General features: G+C 46.7%; 12 protein-coding genes. 5 read left to right on the forward strand and 7 right to left on the reverse strand.

The window, feature by feature from the left end; all coding sequences use genetic code 11:
- Nucleotides 1-63 precede the first annotated feature (63 nt).
- The 3 genes from L1028_RS22350 to L1028_RS22360 all read right to left on the reverse strand — a co-directional run bounded on the left by L1028_RS22350 (nt 64) and on the right by L1028_RS22360 (nt 2,013).
- Nucleotides 64-729, reverse strand: a complete 666-nt coding sequence (locus tag L1028_RS22350) for an alpha/beta hydrolase (protein WP_234539826.1) — start codon at nt 727-729, stop codon at nt 64-66.
- A gap of 153 nt (nt 730-882) precedes the next feature.
- Nucleotides 883-1,464, reverse strand: a complete 582-nt coding sequence (locus tag L1028_RS22355; protein WP_234539828.1) for a hypothetical protein — start codon at nt 1,462-1,464, stop codon at nt 883-885.
- A 12-nt stretch (nt 1,465-1,476) separates the two neighbouring features.
- Entirely contained in the window at nt 1,477-2,013 is a 537-nt protein-coding gene (locus L1028_RS22360; protein ID WP_234539831.1) for a hypothetical protein, read from the reverse strand.
- Between the two features lie 253 nt (nt 2,014-2,266).
- Between L1028_RS22360 and L1028_RS22365 the strand changes: the two genes are divergently transcribed.
- From L1028_RS22365 to L1028_RS22385, 5 genes are all read left to right on the forward strand, one after another.
- On the forward strand, nt 2,267-2,413 hold the full coding sequence (locus tag L1028_RS22365; protein WP_234539834.1) for a hypothetical protein: 147 nt from the start codon (nt 2,267-2,269) through the stop codon (nt 2,411-2,413).
- Between the two features lie 118 nt (nt 2,414-2,531).
- Entirely contained in the window at nt 2,532-4,391 is a 1,860-nt protein-coding gene (locus tag L1028_RS22370; protein WP_234539836.1) for a DUF6385 domain-containing protein, read from the forward strand.
- Nucleotides 4,392-4,542: 151 nt separating this feature from the next.
- Complete coding sequence (locus L1028_RS22375) at nt 4,543-6,585, forward strand: glycosyltransferase (protein WP_234539838.1); 2,043 nt, start codon at nt 4,543-4,545, stop codon at nt 6,583-6,585.
- Nucleotides 6,582-8,003 carry a tetratricopeptide repeat-containing glycosyltransferase family 2 protein gene (locus L1028_RS22380; protein ID WP_234539841.1) on the forward strand — a complete coding sequence of 474 codons (1,422 nt, stop codon included), beginning with the start codon at nt 6,582-6,584 and terminating at the stop codon, nt 8,001-8,003. Before L1028_RS22375 ends, L1028_RS22380 begins: the two co-directional genes overlap by 4 nt.
- A gap of 14 nt (nt 8,004-8,017) precedes the next feature.
- Entirely contained in the window at nt 8,018-9,967 is a 1,950-nt protein-coding gene (locus L1028_RS22385; protein WP_234539843.1) for a TPR domain-containing glycosyltransferase, read from the forward strand.
- 26 nt (nt 9,968-9,993) lie between these two features.
- On the opposite strand, the gene L1028_RS22390 is transcribed toward L1028_RS22385, so the two are convergent.
- From L1028_RS22390 to yunB, 4 genes are all read right to left on the reverse strand, one after another.
- On the reverse strand, nt 9,994-10,725 hold the full coding sequence (locus L1028_RS22390; protein WP_234539847.1) for a glycosyltransferase: 732 nt from the start codon (nt 10,723-10,725) through the stop codon (nt 9,994-9,996).
- Complete coding sequence (locus L1028_RS22395) at nt 10,722-11,924, reverse strand: hypothetical protein (RefSeq protein WP_234539849.1); 1,203 nt, start codon at nt 11,922-11,924, stop codon at nt 10,722-10,724. Before L1028_RS22395 ends, L1028_RS22390 begins: the two co-directional genes overlap by 4 nt.
- Nucleotides 11,921-13,375, reverse strand: a complete 1,455-nt coding sequence (locus tag L1028_RS22400; RefSeq protein ID WP_234539851.1) for a glycosyltransferase family protein — start codon at nt 13,373-13,375, stop codon at nt 11,921-11,923. Before L1028_RS22400 ends, L1028_RS22395 begins: the two co-directional genes overlap by 4 nt.
- A gap of 69 nt (nt 13,376-13,444) precedes the next feature.
- Nucleotides 13,445-14,527 (reverse strand): sporulation protein YunB, encoded by a 1,083-nt coding sequence (yunB, locus tag L1028_RS22405; RefSeq protein ID WP_423803076.1) that lies wholly within the window; start codon nt 14,525-14,527, stop codon nt 13,445-13,447.
- Nucleotides 14,528-14,749: the final 222 nt, after the last annotated feature.

Genomic DNA, 14,749 nt, shown 5'->3' on the forward strand with positions numbered 1-14,749 from the left:
CTACATAAGAAAAAGAGCCTCCTTATTAGGGACTCTTTGGGGTTCATTATTCACCTTATATGCTTAGCTTCCTACACTCTGAATAAAATGCAATACTTCATTCATGATCCGGTCCTTATCTTCACAATGACAAACCATATGACCACTGTTATCTACCATTATCACCTGTTTTTGGGTTGTAGGAATCGTATGCTGCAGGTAGTCAGCGCTTCGGGTCTTCACCAGATGATCCCGCTTACCCTGCACGATCAAGGTTGGAGTCTCAATATGCGGATAGATGGAAAAACTCTCCCGAACCAATCGTTGAAACTCTCTCGTCGCCCTTGGGGGCGTTGAAGAGAATTTATTAATATACGTTTTTAGCATGGAAAAGCTCGCAAGAGTCTTAAGAATCTCCACGGGATTCAGCGGAAATACGGGAGTGGACAATAAAGTAAGGGATTTGATCCAGGGTTTATACCGTACAGAAAGATGTGAAGCAATTAGGGCACCGGTTGAAAAGCCGATCAGATGAACGCCTTCATCCGTCTTTAACAGCTCTGTCAATTCATCTTCTGCACTCTGCTGCCAATCATGTCGATCCGAATGCAATAAATCATTCCTGCTGCCCCCATGCCCTTTCAGGGTAAACGTTCTGGAACGGTAATTATGCTGCTCCATAAACTGGGACAAGGGTGAGATTTCATGCTCACCTCCGGTAAAGCCATGAATAAATAAACAACTTTCCATATAATTGTCCCTCTTTTCACATTCCAATCTGACTTGCAACTTTATTGTATAATGCCAATCCCCTTTATTTTCTATACATTCCATCCTTTTATGTAAAACCTCAACCCAAGGGATGTCAAGGTTCAGCTCTGTGAATGGTTCACAGCAAGAACTCTATTGTTCCCACCAAAGAAGACCCAGCACTGAGGTAATTGTTAAACCTACGGCGGAGCTAGAGGAAGTTACATTAGCACAAATAGTGGTCCCAGGCGGGACAATGATGCTGCCTGTAAAGTTCTGTGTGAATGCCCCCGGTGCCAATTGATAATTGAAAAGCGTCGTCCCCCCGCTAATGGCTGCTGTGGAAGATTGAACAATCATCGCACTCGTAGCCGAGCTTCCCAAATTATTATTCGTTGGTGTTAAGGTTCCTGGTGAAGTTAGCGTCCCTCCTTTTACAATTGTAAAGCTACCCGACATTGCTGATAGTAGAGAAGAACCGCCAATACTGCCGCTTATACGTGAGATATAAACAGTTTTCCCACTGCCTGCAGCATTACTGATCCGGATAGAAGCGATTGCGGATATTAGACTAAGTACGACCAAACTAGACGCGGATGTGTTAGTTGAATATAAGACTGCGTCTTGCGAAGCGCTTATTTCAGGCGGCGCGCTAATGTCCGGAGCTTGGAAGGTGTTCACCATATCCACATAAAGCGGTTGATCGTTGTCGTTAAATACAAATTGATTAGGCATATTTATCCCCTCCTAATATTCCCACCAGCTGATAGACGTTGTCGCCGCTGATGACCCTGATGCAATCGTTACGGAGGTACTGATGGAATTTCCGGGAGGAATAACAATTTGTCCTGTAAAATCAACAATGACCGGACCGACCGCCAGCAATAGAGATACTAGAGTAGCCGGACCTCCAGTAGGCGCCGCCGTCGAGGTTCTTGCCGTCATAACACTGGTTAACGCACTGCCAAAATTATAATTAATCGGTGTGACGGTGGCCCCGGTGACCGTAGCGTTCCGAAGTAGTGATAAAGTAACCGCCGCTGTCGCTGAGCTAGCAGTAACACGGGATACATATAAGGTACGTCCGCTTCCTCCCGGATTACTAATCTGAATAACTAACGGGGCTGCCGTCGTTACCGTAGAAGTAAATGGGATTCCAAACAATAACCCCGCCTTAGCTAATCCCCCCTCAGGAGCTGAAACTATACCAGGTGCAACATACGTATTGACTTGTTCTGTAAAAAGTGGCTGACTACTCTGATTGAGTACTGAATCGTTCGGCATGAGTTAACCTCCCCGTACTTAAGCTCATTCTATTTTATGCCGCTCTCAGTAACAGGTTGTGGGAATGTGCGTATATTGCTTTGTCTGCCCAATCACCCCCTAATTCCCACCATATATTAATATCACACCATTCGAATGGCTAAGGATTGTCCCTATCGGTTTGCGGCTTATTGGACTGCGGTTCATTTAGGCTCAGGGCTCAAACGACGGTTTGGGTCTTTTTATGGGTTGAGTTCCAGAAAGCCCGTAGGAAGTGAATGAAATCCATAACGGCCTGGAGCTTAAAAATCGTCTCCGCCAGGAGATCCGCCCGAATCGTTTTGATTGTTTTATAGATTTGGAAGAGATTGTTGCTTCAAAAGAAATGAGAGTGCCAGTGCTGATTCGATTCTTAAAGTAATAACTCGAATCTCCGCCTCCACGCTACATTCAAAGGGTATTGGCAAGCAAGATTGTGTTACGTCCAAGCCCAGTTTTAGGTATAACTTGATCATTTTATACGGAAGGGACGAGGAACTTTGCCTAACTATAGCTCTTTTCAAGCGAATCCTGATAATCTACGAACGCTTATATTCGGCCGGGATGCCTCGCAGATTGATCATCCGCTCACTACAGATCCAAGCGGAAATCTAACGACGATTATCCTAGATGGTACGATTTCCAGCGTGCTCGGCGCTACCATCACAGCTGGTACTTTGTCCTCCGCAGGTACAGTTACTAATATCCTTAACGGGACCATTACTAGCGTACTCGGCGCTACGATCACTGCGGGTACTTTGTCCTCCGCAGGTACCATAACCAACATCCTTGATGGCACCATTACTAGCGTACTTGGCGCTACAATCACTGCCGGTACTATCACTAGTGTGCTTGGGGCAACCATAACCGCAGGTACGTTATCTTCTGCCGGAACAGTCACTAACATCTTAAACGGCACCATTACTAGCGTACTCGGCGCCACGATCACTGCGGGTACTTTGTCCTCCGCAGGTACAGTTACTAATATCCTTAACGGGACCATTACTAGCGTGCTCGGCGCTACGATCACCGCCGGTACTTTGTCTTCCGCTGGAACCATAACCAATATCCTTGATGGCACCATTACTAGCGTACTCGGCGCCACGATCACTGCGGGTACTTTGTCCTCCGCAGGTACAGTTACTAATATCCTTAACGGGACCATTACTAGCGTACTCGGCGCTACGATCACCGCAGGTACTTTGTCTTCCGCAGGTACTATAACCAACATCCTTGATGGCACCATTACTAGCGTACTTGGCGCTACAATCACTGCCGGTACTATCACTAGTGTGCTTGGGGCAACCATAACAGCAGGTACGTTATCTTCCGCCGGAACAGTCACTAACATCTTAAACGGCACCATCACTAGCGTACTCGGCGCTACGATCACTGCCGGTACCTTGTCTTCCGCAGGAACCATAACCAATATCCTTGATGGCACCATTACTAGCGTACTCGGCGCCACGATCACTGCCGGTACTTTGTCTTCCGCTGGAACAGTTACCAATATCCTTGATGGCACTATTACTAGCGTGCTTGGTGCTACGATCACTGCGGGTACTTTGTCTTCTGCAGGTACCATAACCAACATCCTTGATGGCACCATTACTAGCGTACTTGGCGCCACAATCACTGCGGGTACAATCACTAGTGTGCTTGGGGCAACCATAACAGCAGGTACGTTATCTTCCGCCGGAACAGTTACTAACATCTTAAACGGTACCATTACCAGCATACTCGGCGCCACGATCACTGCCGGTACTTTGTCTTCCGCTGGAACAGTTACCAATATCCTTGATGGCACTATTACTAGCGTGCTTGGTGCTACGATCACTGCGGGTACTTTGTCTTCCGCTGGAACAGTTACCAATATCCTTGATGGCACTATTACTAGCGTGCTTGGTGCTACGATCACTGCGGGTACTTTGTCCTCCGCAGGTACTATTACCAACATCCTTGACGGCACCATTTCCAGTGTGCTTGGCGCTACAATCACAGCTGGTACACTAAGTAGTGTCACTTCTATTTCACAACGCAGCTTTATAGAACAGACCACTACTGGTATTGCGACTGCTAATACCTATACACCTCTACCAGCTGTTACTACGAGCGTACTGGGAACCTATTCCTTCTTCATTAACAATACCGGGGCAAATCCAGTCAACACACGTGTGGAAATCAGTGCTGATGGAACGAACTATTTCGTCGATACCACGGGGGATAATCCTTTAGCAGCAGGCTCTATCGATGTCATAGTGCCAGCCAGATTCCTGAAATATACCCGCCTATCCTATCAATCAGCCAATTCAGGCTCTGCATCCACGATCAATGTAAGTTTCAATGCTCAGGGCACGTAATCCAGATGACCATCATATGCTGTAACAAGAAAGAGTACATGGATATCCATGTGCTTTTTCTTTAACTATAAAGACGCCGAGACGTTTATGCTTGTGTCAGCAGCTATACATATGTGCAACAAACACATAATGCCTTCAAGGAGGAACAACCGTGAATAATATTACGCTTGGTGTCCACCTCATCGTAAAAGATGAAGCTGATCTCCTGCCCCACTGTCTCGCAAGCGTAGCTGGTGCTGACGAAATTGTGATGATCGATACGGGTTCTACCGACGAATCCATAGCTATTGCCGAAGCTCACGGGGCTAGAGTCTTACAACGGGAATGGACAGACGATTTCGCTGCAGCTCGCAATGAAGGGCTCGTTCATGCCTCAACGAATTGGATTCTTATCCTCGATGCCGATGAGTGCTTGCAGACCCCACTTACAGAACTCCGCAGCCTTCTGCAGAATACACAAGCTCAGGCTTTTACAGTAAACATTGAAAATTGGGTAGGCTTTCGACCTGAAGATAAGGTAAAACATAGTGCAGTCCGCTTATTCCGAAATGGACAGGGTTATCAATATAGTGGAAGAATTCATGAGGGAATTGACACTTCAATCCTTAGCAAACATAACCTCTCGGCGATTGAGCACAGTCAACTTCAGATTATACACTTTGGATATTTACCTGAAATCATGATACGAAAAGATAAAATCAATCGAAATAGGCACCTGCTGCACCTCGCTTTAACCGAATATCCGGATGATCCTTTCCACGCCTATAATTTGGCAGTAAACTGCTGTCAGGACGGTCGTCTTCAGGAAACTGAGACGTTGCTTCGTCAAGGCCTTCACCATGTAGCACTCGAAGCCTCCTATCGTCCTACGATGATTAGGGATCTCTGTAAAATTTATCAAGCTCAAGGAAAAACGAATGCGATTGACCCCTTGCTGATGATTGAACTGGAGCGTTATGGCGACTACCCTGATTTGCATTTTTTGTTAGGGCAATCTTTGGAGAGCCAAGGACTTTTGGAACGTGCGCTATTAGCCTATCAACTTGCAGAGTCCATTCCTGAACTTGAGGTACTTAGCGGAAAATATGTATGTGAGCAAGGAATGAGCACCTTTCGCCCTCTATACCGTATGGGTTTAATCTCACAGCGGCTTGGTCTTCTTGAGGATGCTGCGAGATTTTTTCATCGTGCACTTCAACACCATGCTTTATATACGCCAGCCTTGCAGGGAATTGCTGCTGCTTTTCAACGCCTAGCTGTACCCGATGAGGAAATCGCCACTTTACTGATCCAACTCGTTCCCCCAACTACTTCAATCAGTAGATCCGCGATCATTGACAGTTTATATGAGATAAATGCTTATGAGACCATAACCACCTTATCCCGAGATATTTTTCCATTGGAATTGGATACTGCAAATTGGATCATTTCTTCACTCATCATCACCGGCAAGCAGGAAGACGCATGTACAGCTATAAGACAAATAACCTCACTGGCTGCCCAAGACAACCATGATTTAGAGCATCAAAAGCAGTGGTATACCCTTTGGGCCATTTGCCAATGGGAACAATATGGAGAATTTAAAAAGGACTTGCTCAACCATACATCAGATGAACTTCGTTCTGGACTGGAATACATTGAGCGATCCCAACGCCAACAAGTGGCATGTCCTGCGGAAATAGAGGTAGATCCATTATATTCCTCATTCCTTTCAGACCTCCTTGGGCAATCCGTAAAGCTGCATCAGCACACACTTAGTCATACTTTAGTGGACCTGTTCCCTGCCTATCGATCTGAATTTGCCACAGTATTATATAAAGAAGGGGATTGGCAGGCCGCAGGAGAGGAATTTATTGTACTTGTTCGTGATAAGATCGCCGATGCAAACGTGCTTTTTTATATTGGTGAGATAATCTTTGACAAAGGGCATTATTCCGAAGCCTGTGAATGGTTTCAGCAAGCGCTGGAACAAGAGCCTGAGCATGAATCCGCAAGGATCGGCTTATCCCTCTGTTATCTTCAGCAAGCGAAGCTTAGTATGGAAGATGCTCTACAAAGTTTAAATGATGCCCATGTCCATGGCCCATTGCAGGAGGATATCGGAGCTATCCGTAAATCCATTACCTTGCTGAATCGTACACCTTGGCACACTCAGTGGAGCTTCCGTCAGAGCGAAGGGAGGTCATCCCTATGAACCGCTTAAGAAGAAAGCCACTAATTTCCTTATGCATGATCGTTAAGAACGAAGGAGATAGCTTGAGCCAATGTTTAAAAAGCGTACGCGGAGTCGTCGATGAGATCATTGTAGTCGATACTGGATCCACCGACGCCACGGTTCAAATTGCCCTAAGCTTCGGGGCTAAAATCATACAACACCCTTGGAGCGGCGACTTTGCTGCAGCCCGCAACGCAGGTCTCCAGCAGGCCCATGGACAATGGATTCTCGTTCTAGATGCAGATGAGGAATTAAGTGAGGAGAGCAAGGGTGAATTACTGCTATGTGCTGAGCATATGGAGTACGAGGCATTTTTCCTACGCATTCATAATCATAAAGGGCTAACCCCCGCTTCACAGACGATCACCGTCAATCCGATTATTCGGATGTTTCGTAATCGCCCTAAGTACCGGTTTAGCGGTATCATTCACGAACAGATCGCTGAGGCCATCATAACAGCTAAACCCCAGGCACCGATGCATTTGACCACTGTAGTCATTCATCATTATGGTTACGCAGAAGGGGTAGTAGTCAAGAAAGATAAAATCAAACGAAATGTCGAGCTGCTGAAAGAACAGCTAAGGTTAAATCCTAAAGATCCTTTCCACCATTTTAATATGGCTGTTGAGTATATGCGTCTGGGGGAGTATCAACCTGCTCTAAAACATATCCAACAATCACTAAAAGAGGCACCGCCTGATACAAGTTACATCCACCTGCTGCACAAATATGAAATTCGCTCGCTTGCAGAATTAAAAGATTACCCTGAGGCGCTTGCAGCTTGTGACCGTGGGATTAGCTCACATCCGGATTACCCAGACTTAGCTCATATCAAAGGGGCTCTACTCTTACAATTAGGTGCCTTTGCAGAAGCCAAAGTAGCGTTGCTACAAGCGCTGGTCATCGGAGCTGCTCCTCCCGGCTACCATACTGAGGCTGGATTCGGTTCATTTTTAACCTATTATATGCTGGGTCAATTATGTGAAGAAATGGGTGATGAGACCGAAGCCATTGCTTGTTACACCAAAACCGCACAGCTTCATCCTGAACCGACTCCCGTCATTGCCCGACTACTACGAGCCCTGAAATGTGCAGGTCGAGAGAGTGAGATTTACGGTTGGTTCCACGCTCATCTGCCAGACTACACAGTAACTAAGAACAGGATTCTCCTAGAATTATTACAGAGTGAGGGATGTAATGAAGCAGCCGCACAGCTGATAAATGTCACAGAGCAGCCCACTTCTATAGAAGCGGCATTTAATCAAGCATCTGAGCAGGGGCGTTCACAGATTTTGTTAGCGGATCGTCTGCTTGCTTCATTGTCCTCTTCAGCTACCTATTCTCCAGCGGTCAAAAGAGTTCGCCTAGCTCTTCCGCTTCCCAAAGTTTCAGAATAGGAGGGACGTTTCCTATGATCACACCCGATATCACACTTTGTATGATCGTTAAGAATGAGGCGAACCACCTGGAGAAATGCCTGTCCTCTGTGCAAGGAATCGTATCAGAAATCATCATTGTAGATACCGGGTCTGAGGATAATAGCATAGACATAGCACTTAAGTTCGGTGCAAAGATCATCGATATGACTTGGGAGAATGATTTCTCGAAAGCACGAAACCTAAGTCTGCAGCATGCAACTTCCCCTTGGATTCTGGTACTTGATGCGGATGAGGCTATAGATCATTGGAGAAAGGAGCAGCTCCAGCATCTGCTGGACGCAGCGCATATTCACGGATATTGGCTACCCATTATCCACTATATCGGTGACGCCCCTGAAGCTGATTTTGTTACCGATCATGTCTGCCGCCTGTTCAGAAACGATCGAAGAATCAGCTTTCGTGGAATCATTCATGAGGAGACGGCCAGCAGCATTTGGGAGCTTCCTGCGGGGGAGATTGCTTACGCTGAATTGCGTATTTATCACTACGGTTATTTAGAGGATGAACTACAGCGCAAAAATAAATACCAGCGCAATTTAGCTCTCATCAATAGTGGTCTGCAGCTCCAACCAAACCATCTAATCCTTCGTTATGCACTAGGGGCAGAGCATTATCAACAGGAACAATATCATGCAGCGGCAGATGTACTTCTTCCATTACTCGCTGATGTTCCAACCCAATCCGGGTATGCCTCCGATATTTATTTAAAGACTGCCTATGCCTTACAACGATGTAACAGGCAGCAGGAATCTGAGGAAGTCTTTCATGCGGGGTGCTTATTGTTTCCCGATTTCACTGATTTATTAGAGGGCTATGCTGCTTTGTTGCTCGAACAAGGACAGCTTAGCCAAGCTAGACACTTCTTGCAGCAAGCACTGAAGAGCGGGGATACAGCACATCCATATCCATCTTCTTCGGGAAGTGGAACGTATCGAACAGAACTAGTAGCGGGCAAAGTATGCGAGAAGTTATTTCTTTACCCAAACGCGCGGAAACACTACGAGGCTGCTATACAATTCAAACCAGATTATACGGATGCATGGAAACAGCTTGTCCCGCTAAGCCTGCTTTCTGGAGAGAGGTTAAGTCTGATCGCATTGACCTGCTACCATGTCCACGCTCTCTCACCAATGACCTTAGGCTATCTTGTGCCCGCGGCGCTCAATGCTCGTGAGTTTGAATGGCTGACCACTCTCTCTTTTGCTCCGCAGCTGCCACTAGCCGTTCAAACCATTGTGCAGGCTTTACTTGCTTGTGCTCAGCAGCAAGAGGGGGAAAACACCCTCGCCCCCCTTGAGCAGCTGCTTCATAATCCATCTGTTCTTTCCGAACGTTCATCTATACTCGGTTATCTTTGGGCTTTGTCTTGCCGTGCTGGAGATACTGAATCAGCCATGAAGTGGCTTGTCTCCATATTGCCGTACAGACCGGGGATGCTAACGATTCATCATATTTTAACAAGTCGTTCTGACATTAAGCCTGCTCTTCCTGATCTGAGCTACGCTATGCAATTGCTGCTTCAGGTCGGTGCTTGGGATAGTGTACTATCGCTTTATCGACAATCAGAGGACTCTTCATTCCAATGGTGCAAGCTGCCGCAGCCCTTATACTATGGATTGCTTGAGGCTCCTATCCCCGTAAAGAAACAGTGGTGCTCCATCTATCTCAGTCAAACCCCTCATTATAATGCTTCGACGGACTGCGCAGAATGGCTATTATATGCGGCAATGGCTTACTCCTGTGGGGAAACTTCAAAGATCGCTCAATCAGATGAAATGGCTTTGCGCAGGATTGGGGGAACTGCCGCCGCAGTCGGTCTCTCATACTACAAGCTCATACTCGCGGCAAAAGCTTATCCCCATGGGATTTCCTCAGGTCAAATCCCATGGGGGCTGCTCGTCAGATCTGCCAGTCAGACCTAACCGACTGGCAGATTCGGATTTCTGAGCTATTCTTGCCATTCGACCAAATGGGGCTGCTCATCTAGAATGGATTGGTACTGCTCCAGACTCCCCCAGCGCCCCTGTGGATCAAGCTCCATATAACGCGAATATTTAAGTCGAAGCTCTTCCGGTGGAACCGCCCATCCATAATGTTTCACTCGCAGTTCGGCAAGAAAGCCCGGCAATACAGAGTAAGAAAGCGGCAGCCTAGGAACATGATGATCCATTTTCGGGAAGAAATAATGAAAATTCGGCAAGTATCGGACAAGTGTACGAGTATGCTTCGTATGGATATTCCAATGTTCATCTTCACGATAATGAGTGGTGCCACCCCAGAAATCGAAAAGCCGGAAAGATACCCAGTCATACACATCCTGATCAATCAGCCGTCTCATCTCCCGTTTAGCTGCCTCTTCATAGAACTCATCAGCGTCTACAGACAGGAGCCAATCCGGATTCGTAGACACAGCCAAATCCCATAACATCTGCCTTAGCTCCCACTCACGATTAAACAAGGAGGTCTCCAGTGTCACAAACTTCGTAACCTTGGCAAAAGAACGACATAACTGTGCCGTATGATCTGTACTTCCATCATCAACAACTACAATATCATCCACGAATTCACTCAGTTCTTCAAGTACTTGCTCCAGATACCTTCCAGCTTCGTTTCGAACCTGCATCATAGCAGTCAAGCGGTTACCTGATGTTTTGCGGAGAGGCCACCTATGACTACTCATCCCTCCACTCTCCTTTTCAATCGTTTTACAGCCTCTTCTAGATCTGCCATCTCTGATAAAAGCGGCCATGCCTGATTGTCTTGCCCTGCCGCATTCAAGAAGCTGCGTATAGCCTCATGTCGTCTGCCATGTAGCAAGTGTATTGTGCCTTCTATAACCCCATCAACACTTCCCTCCAAATCTTGCTGAAGCTCTAGCGCTTTCTCCCATTGGAAGGTCTGAATATAATTCTGAATCAATAACATCTTCGCCTCTGAGGTAGTGAGCGAACTTAGAATCCGTACTGCCGCTGCTTTATCCTCATTCAAACGAAACAGCTCTGCCCGAACAAGTTCGTACTGCCCGGAGTGAAGCCAGCCCCGCAGCCTTTCCGCCTCCCGCTTCTCCTCAGCTGTAAATGCCGTAATCGTATATTGTTGAACAGCTGTTTCCAAATCCCCAGTCTTACCCTCTATAGCCGAAAAAAAGCGAAAATGTGAATGAAGGCAATCTAAATATTCATACAGCACCATGAGCTCAAAGGATTGCGCCAGATAGCAGTTTGCTACAGAATCCCCCAGCAAGTACAGATAGGAAGCTGCCAAGTAATGCACAACAGGTTGACTGGGCAGCTTAGCACACATGGAAATGTAATAGTCCGCCCGCAACTCAAGCTGTATAGTAACCCAATCGGCAGATGATATCGTTGAATCCTGCCACAAGTTCACTATGGCCTTCCTCCACAGCACCTCATAATCCGTAAGAAAATACAGCCGATCTCCCTGAAAGGTAACTCCATAGGATTCCTGCTCATCCCCGCCGAGATAGATCACACCTTCCTTGCGTAAGCTATGCTCTAGATATATCCGTTCAGATCTGGTGGCTACAAGGTCAGCCTTTGCGCCAAGCAAACCGCTGTATTTATCCCATAACCACTTCTTTTCTTCTTCCGGACAACGTTCTAGCAGAGCCACTACATAAGCTGGCTGCAAGGAGAGAACCTCTGAGAGCCAATAAGGAGAAGAGACAAGAATCGTGTATTGCTTCATGTTCAAAGAATAAATATCTGCAGCCGCAACTGCCCTAATCTGATTGTTAGTCTGCTGCTCACTGGTCATTCGTCCTGCAAAGCTGACCCCTTCCCGGTCCGGAAGAAGCTCTAGCAATCTTTTATATTCGTAGTCCTCCCAAGAACCTCCGCTTAGAATTAAATATTTCATGGGTGTGCCTCCTTGGAATCGGACAAATCCCCAATATAGCCTATTACCAGAGAGGCATTAGGGTGAAGCAGCAACTGACGGGAAGTATACTTCCTATTGCTAATCATCCCAGGCACGATCCCTCCTTTGTAAGCAACACGTTCAAGAGGTAGAGTGAGCAATGAATCTCCCCCTGCAAGCAAATGAACCCCCGCTTCCTCCGTTTCAGTCGATAAACTTACGATCAGATCAGCGGAGCCTTGGGTTATGGCCTTCACCACCCGCTCAATATAACGTTTCTCATATTGGATAGAAGTGGATAAATACAGAATGATCTCACTCTCATATAATACAGATGCGTTCTTTAACGCCCGTAGCCATACATCCTCACCATGAACCGTTATCACTACATCATGTTCGCTAACCGGAAACTCAGGAGCAGCGTCCACCAAAGTATCTCTGATCCAAATCCAGCGAATATACTTGTAGCTCTGCTGCTCCCGTGCAGCTATCCATTGCTCCTTCAGCTCATCACAATCCCAAGCTTCATCACAATACACTATGGCAGTTACCAACGGAGAAGCTAAGGATATCCTGCCCAATGGTATAACCGGCTGTGGAAATTTCAAGGATTCAGTAGGCGGTACTAAAAGTCCTTCGTTCTCTATCCCGCTTTCAAGTGCCCATTTCTTGTAGTATATCTGCCAGCCATCCGTCTGGTTGGATTCTTCCTTCGTTCTCAGGTATTTATCCAGTGACTGAATAGCGTGAACATACACAGCTTCACTCAGTGCCAGTTTCGCTCCAGCCTGCCGCGCTCGGAGACACCAGTCAGCTATCATGAGATGCCGCGTTTGAAGCGAAGCGTCAAAGCCGCCAATTCGCTGAATCAATTCCTTAGTGAATAGAAGACAAGATCCGGTTAGCACTTCCACCTCGCGCCATTCGCCTTGATACCGCCCAAGACTATAGCTTACATGCTCCGCTAGTTCATGATGAGTACCAAAGTGAAGCCGTTTCTTCCCTTCCACCCTCTCGGTAGAAGAACGAGGTGCAATGACTCTAACGGAAGCATCATCAAAGGAAGCCCACATTAACTCGCTTAACCAACCAGGCGATACCATAATCGAATCTTCAAGCAGAACAGCAAAGGTGGTCTCGATATGGGCCAGAGCCAGGTTCGGCATATACTCCTCCTTCTCATAGGGTAGGAAGAGCACTGGTTCCTCCTGCGAGAACTGTCCTGCTAACACCTCCATGGGGAAATCGGGCGTCATTGAAACAGCAATAATGCGCACAGCCACTCCCGAGTGAAGCAGCAGCAGGGGTAAACAGACCGTGGCACATTCCATACGGCTAAGCTCAACTACAATAGAAATTCCATCTTCACTAGGCAAGGGTAGAAGTCCGGCACGTTCAAGGAAACCATATCTCCCTGCCAAGCGTTCCATATTCAGCGATTCATGTGACATTAGGCCTCACGCTCCATTTATTTAAAGCAACTCTACCTATAGTCTATGTGCGGATTAGCACGATATCCCTTAATTCCCTCCATTTATGCCTTTGTCGCCTTCTTCTGTATGAGCTGCGCCTGTATTCGAAGAATTGGGTGCAGCTGGCGATGAATTGCTATCCTCATTGCTATTCCCAGGGGTATCCTTGCTCTGATCTGATACTCCACTTTTATCTCCACTTACAGATGGTGCAGGAATAGCGATTCCCGGGGCACTGCTGCCATTAGCTCCAACAGGCTGACCTTGATTATCGTAGTAATACATAGGAACGTCTCCGACGACCATCAAATATGATACAGGAATTTCCGTATCCACTACTTGGGGTTCCATGTCAAAAGGAATAACCACCGCTACCTCCGTAACAATATGTATATAGACCTCAACTAAAATCATATTGATTCCGGCATTTTGCTGGCGAGTGCTGAGTTCAACCTTAACAGCACCTTGCGGTTCAATCTTGATCGGGATATCAGGTCCATAAGAGGCAATGAGAGGACTACCTAGTGCCTGACCGAGCGGAATATATTCTGTTTGATTATGCAAATCCTGCAACGTGGTCTGAATTACCTCTGCTGCTTGCGAAGTAATACGCATATGCTCCGCATAGTTCAGCATAAAGCCTGATATTTTCCCGTTCTTATCGGTCTTCCAATCAATCAGTTCCTCCGCATTTCCTCCGTTCGCAACTTGTGAAGTAATCGCTTTATTTATCGACTCAGTTGCGATTTGCTTCACACGAATTTGCGCTAAATGCAAGATAGGCGGCTTCATGTGCAGCTCCACGTATCGTAGCGCCTGTAGCACAAGCACAATCAATACTAAGGATGCAATCAACCAAAATTTGCGCCTGCTTCTTGGCTTACGCGTGTTTCCACCGGAAATGGTCAACTTTCTCTCTGCCCTACTGGATGATCTCATATGACTTCTACTTCGCTTAGCTTCAAACCGTGCACTCTGTGGTCTAGCCGCTGCCCTACTTGGTTTTGACTTGAACGCGGAGCTTCTTCCAGAGAACCTCGACGTCCCGCCTCCATTTATTTTTGGCAGCCGAAGCTGACCTAGATCAGGTAATCTTAGCCCTCGGTTTCCCCATTTTCTTAATCTCCCCATTGCGATAGCCCCTCCCGCCTTACGTAGAGGTCAAGCCACCTCCACTTAGTTTAAGGTATTCGGAAAGAAGACAAAAAAGAAGAACGTTCCCTCCGGCAGATTGAACTGTGACCCGTAAGATGGAAACTTTGAAAAAAGTGCCCCTCTTACGGGTTATTTATGTTTTAATCGAAATATCGAAAAAACGGAGGAAGCCTTCATGAATAACAAAACAAGAGGAAG

Origin of the sequence: Paenibacillus pseudetheri, assembly GCF_924513355.1 — a bacterium.
In the GTDB taxonomy this organism is placed as follows: domain Bacteria; phylum Bacillota; class Bacilli; order Paenibacillales; family Paenibacillaceae; genus Paenibacillus_AQ; species Paenibacillus_AQ pseudetheri.

Bases quoted from the DNA above. Each gene is read 5' to 3' on its own strand.
- L1028_RS22395 (WP_234539849.1), bottom strand. From the start codon at position 11,924: ATGAAATATTTAATTCTAAGCGGAGGTTCTTGGGAGGACTACGAATAT.
- L1028_RS22355 (WP_234539828.1), bottom strand. From the start codon at position 1,464: ATGCCTAATCAATTTGTATTTAACGACAACGATCAACCGCTTTATGTG.
- yunB (WP_423803076.1), bottom strand. From the start codon at position 14,527: ATGGGGAGATTAAGAAAATGGGGAAACCGAGGGCTAAGATTACCTGAT.
- L1028_RS22400 (WP_234539851.1), bottom strand. From the start codon at position 13,375: ATGTCACATGAATCGCTGAATATGGAACGCTTGGCAGGGAGATATGGT.
- L1028_RS22390 (WP_234539847.1), bottom strand. From the start codon at position 10,725: ATGAGTAGTCATAGGTGGCCTCTCCGCAAAACATCAGGTAACCGCTTG.
- L1028_RS22360 (WP_234539831.1), bottom strand. From the start codon at position 2,013: ATGCCGAACGATTCAGTACTCAATCAGAGTAGTCAGCCACTTTTTACA.
- L1028_RS22380 (WP_234539841.1), top strand. From the start codon at position 6,582: ATGAACCGCTTAAGAAGAAAGCCACTAATTTCCTTATGCATGATCGTT.
- L1028_RS22385 (WP_234539843.1), top strand. From the start codon at position 8,018: ATGATCACACCCGATATCACACTTTGTATGATCGTTAAGAATGAGGCG.
- L1028_RS22350 (WP_234539826.1), bottom strand. From the start codon at position 729: ATGGAAAGTTGTTTATTTATTCATGGCTTTACCGGAGGTGAGCATGAA.